A 3,726-nucleotide genomic window follows, 5' to 3' on the forward strand; every position below is an offset into this window, starting at 1 on the left:
CATGATAATATCATAAATAATTAGTGGAATTACAAACAATGAGTAGACTTAGAAATGAGCGAACTTAGATTAAAAAAGTCATCACTTTTCTCTTATGGTTTTCTCTTTGAATAGAAGAATATAAATTACTAATCGAGATTAAAGACGCAAATGGTAAGTTTTATGGTGTTCTCATAGCTTTTGAGAAATATAATCTTTTTTCTATGTCTATCTATAAATCAATCCTTGTTCTCTAGTGCTTATTGCTGTAAATCAATTGAATTAGAGACATTAGTCAGGAATGATTGAAAAAGAAATATTTTATTTGACATTGCAGTTAATCTCATATATTGATAGCGGAAAATAGTAAAAATAGTAGAATAATCACTAAAATAGGTTTTATATGCAGCAATGAAACTTCAGACCATTGCTTCAATTGCTGAAAGCAGGCCGATGCAGCCTGTTTTTGCTTTTAGGCCCGCTGCCTTAGGGCGGGCTGTTAATTACTTTCGTACCCAATTTAAAGGACGAATTTTATACGCGGTAAAAACGAACCCTGAACAACACGTCATTCGATTGGTGCATTCCTACGGTGTAACTGCGTTTGATGTGGCTTCTTATGAAGAAATTTGTATCATCAAAGAATATGCTCCTTCGGCTGAACTCTATTTCATGCATCCAGTAAAATCACCTTACGCGATTCGTGAAGCTTATTTTAATTACGATATTCGTCATTTTTCTCTCGATTGCTTAGCCGAGCTGAATAAAATTGTTCGTTGTACTGAAAATGCCAAAGACCTCTGCTTATATTTACGGCTTGCTATTCCAAATACCTTTGCTGAATTTAATTTGGCAGAAAAATTTGGTATTAATCTACACGAAGCTCCTGAATTACTAAAAACCATACGGAAAGTGGCTTACAAGCTAGGGGTCACGTTCCATGTCGGTTCACAATGTATGCACCCTGATGCTTACCGAATAGCCATTCGTATGGCTGATAAAGTAATTAATGAAGCGGGTGTAGAAATTGAATATTTTAATGTGGGTGGAGGGGTTCCCTCCATTTATCCAGGCATGATCCCACCAGCGTTGCATATTTATTTTGAGGCGATTCATACAGAATTTGCGAAAATAGCTCACAACCGACCTCATTTAGAATTGCTTTGTGAACCAGGTCGTTCAATAGTGGCAGAAAGCACCTCGGTAGTGGTGAATGTTGAGCTAAGAAAAGAGGATATGCTTTATATCAATGATGGCACTTATGGAAGTCTTTTTGATGCTGGTATTCCCCATTTTATTTTTCCAGTACATTTGTTACGCTCAAATCGTCCTACAGACAGAGATCTTTTACCTTTTAGTTTTTATGGTCCAACTTGTGATTCTTTAGATTACATGAAAGGTCCTTTTTATTTGCCTAATGATATTCAAGAAGGTGATTATATCGAAATCGGCCAAATAGGCGCTTATGGCCGAACTTTATCTACTAAATTTAATGGATTCAAGCAAAAAGAGGGTGTTGTGCTGATTTCAGATGAGCCTCTTATGACGATGTATTCGGACGAGTACATCACGCAAGAACCCCTTGAAGTGATTGCTGCTTAATTTTTATTAACTTGTGAGAACATCATTGATGAAAAATCAAATCTTACCCATGTCTTCTTTGAAGAAAGAATTATTGCAACAAACAGTTGAACATATTGATATTACCCGTTTTGATGCTCGTCCGATTCTTGATGCGATGGATAGAATGTCATTTACCTCTCGAGATCTTGCCAGGGCAACACAAATTTTCAACCAAATGCTTCAAGACAAGGAATGCAGCATTATTTTAACTATTGCTGGATCAACTTCGGCTGGTGGTTGTATGAAATTATATGCTGATTTAGTAAAATACAATATGGTGGATGCTATTGTAGCAACCGGTGCTAGCATCGTGGATATGGATTTTTTTGAGGCCTTAGGTTTTCGACATTATCAAGGTAGATCAATAGTTGATGATCAGAAATTACGTAATTTATATATTGATCGAATTTACGATACTTATATCGATGAGGAAGATTTACAACGATGTGATTATACCATTTTTGAAATTGCTAATAGACTTCAACCTCGTCCTTATAGCTCACGTGAATTTATTCAGGCTATGGGTGCTTTTTTACAGCAAGGAAAGGCAAAAAAAGAAGATTTGTTAGTTCAACTAGCCTATGAACATGATGTACCCATCTTTTGTCCTGCTTTTACAGACTCTTCAGCAGGTTTTGGATTAGTACTCCATCAAGTAAAAAATCCTACTAAGCATTTAACTATTGATTCTATTCGAGATTTTCGTGAGCTAACGGAAATTAAAATTCAAGCAGAGAGAACTGGATTATTAATGATCGGGGGTGGGGTTCCAAAAAATTTTGTTCAAGACACCGTAGTTTGTGCAGAAGTTATTGGAAAATCAGTAGATATGCATAAGTATGCTATTCAAATAACTGTAGCAGATATGCGTGATGGGGCGTGTTCCAGTTCGACCCTTAAAGAAGCCTCTTCCTGGGGCAAAGTAGATACGGCTTATGAACAAATGGTTTATGCAGAAGCTACCTCTATATTACCGCTATTAACAAGCGATGCTTATCATCGAGGTTTTTGGAGGGATCGGTTACGTCGACGCTATGCTCAGTTGTTTGATGAGAAATTGAAATAATGCAATGCCTTCCTTCTAAAAAAGCTTTTTTAGGCTTGGCCTTTAAAGAAGTTATAAGTTATAAAAACGCAAAGGCTGTCATCATTCCCTTTGGATTGGAGCAGTCTGTGAGTTATGGAAGGGGTACTGCCAAGGGACCTCAGGCGATGATTCAAGCCTCACATGAGGTGGAATTGTTTGATGAAGCTCTTTGGTACGAGCCTTATCGTAATATAGCGATTGTAACTCTGGAAGAGCCCAAGATCGAAAATGAGATAGTAAAAGCATTGCAGCAATTGGAAAGGTTAGTAGAACGTGTTTTAGAAGATAAGAAGTTTCCCTTTATTTTTGGAGGAGAGCATTCGATCACTGCAGGTTCTATTCGCCCATTTATTAAACGGTATCCTAATTTAGTAATTTTACATTTTGATGCGCATGCAGATTTGCGTGATGGATATCATGGCGAGTATTTTTCTCATGCTTCGGCAATTCGGCGTTGTTTAGATTATCCGAATATCGAAGTTGTTTCAGCTGGTATTCGAAATATTTCTGCGGAGGAAATTGCTTTTTTTGAAGCTAATCAAAAACGAATTCATATTTATTGGGCAAAAGATAAAAAAAGTTGGGATATAAAAAAAATTATTGCTTCCTTTGAAAATCGTCCCATTTATCTTACGTTTGACCTGGATGGATTTGATACAAGTTTAATGCCTGCCACTGGAACGCCGGAGCCAGGTGGATTATTTTGGAATGATGCGCTTGAAATTATTGCTGCAGCGAGCCAGGTGGGGACTATTGTTGGTGCCGATATTAATGAATTAGCCCCTATTCCTCATTTTCACAGTTGTGATTTTTTAGCAGCTAAACTAGCTTATAAAATTCTTTCTCTGGCCTTTCATCCAAAAATTACTTAGTCAAGTTAATTTAATTGTGCTATTTTATTGGGCTACAAATATAATCTTCTTGTAGTTGGTATTATATTCTTAGTAGTGATTTGCTTTTTAAATCTTTAATACTCTAAAAAAAAATCATAAGTACTTAGATACTAATAAATTATCTATTGAATATCTTTTCTGTAT

General features: G+C 36.3%; 3 protein-coding genes. All 3 read left to right on the forward strand.

Translation table 11 applies throughout. From position 1 onward, the window contains the following. The first annotated feature begins 390 nt into the window (after positions 1–390). From CLERM_RS03720 to speB, 3 genes are read left to right on the forward strand one after another with little or no spacing between them, the layout of a single operon-like run. Positions 391–1,581, forward strand: a complete 1,191-nt coding sequence (locus tag CLERM_RS03720) for a type III PLP-dependent enzyme (protein WP_102157241.1) — start codon at positions 391–393, stop codon at positions 1,579–1,581. Between the two features lie 25 nt (positions 1,582–1,606). Continuing rightward, positions 1,607–2,668: a 1,9-bis(guanidino)-5-aza-nonane synthase gene (locus CLERM_RS03725; protein ID WP_102157242.1), complete on the forward strand. Its 1,062-nt coding sequence runs from the start codon at positions 1,607–1,609 to the stop codon at positions 2,666–2,668. After that, positions 2,668–3,561, forward strand: a complete 894-nt coding sequence (gene speB, locus CLERM_RS03730; protein WP_102157243.1) for an agmatinase — start codon at positions 2,668–2,670, stop codon at positions 3,559–3,561. The genes CLERM_RS03725 and speB overlap by 1 nt, the downstream gene beginning before the upstream one ends. The last annotated feature ends 165 nt before the right edge of the window (positions 3,562–3,726 follow it).

Source organism: Coxiella-like endosymbiont, assembly GCF_002871095.1.
Taxonomy (GTDB): Bacteria; Pseudomonadota; Gammaproteobacteria; order Coxiellales; family Coxiellaceae; genus Coxiella.

Coding starts and splice junctions, on each gene's coding strand:
- CLERM_RS03720 (WP_102157241.1), top strand. CDS start 391: ATGAAACTTCAGACCATTGCTTCAATTGCTGAAAGCAGGCCGATGCAG.
- speB (WP_102157243.1), top strand. CDS start 2,668: ATGCAATGCCTTCCTTCTAAAAAAGCTTTTTTAGGCTTGGCCTTTAAA.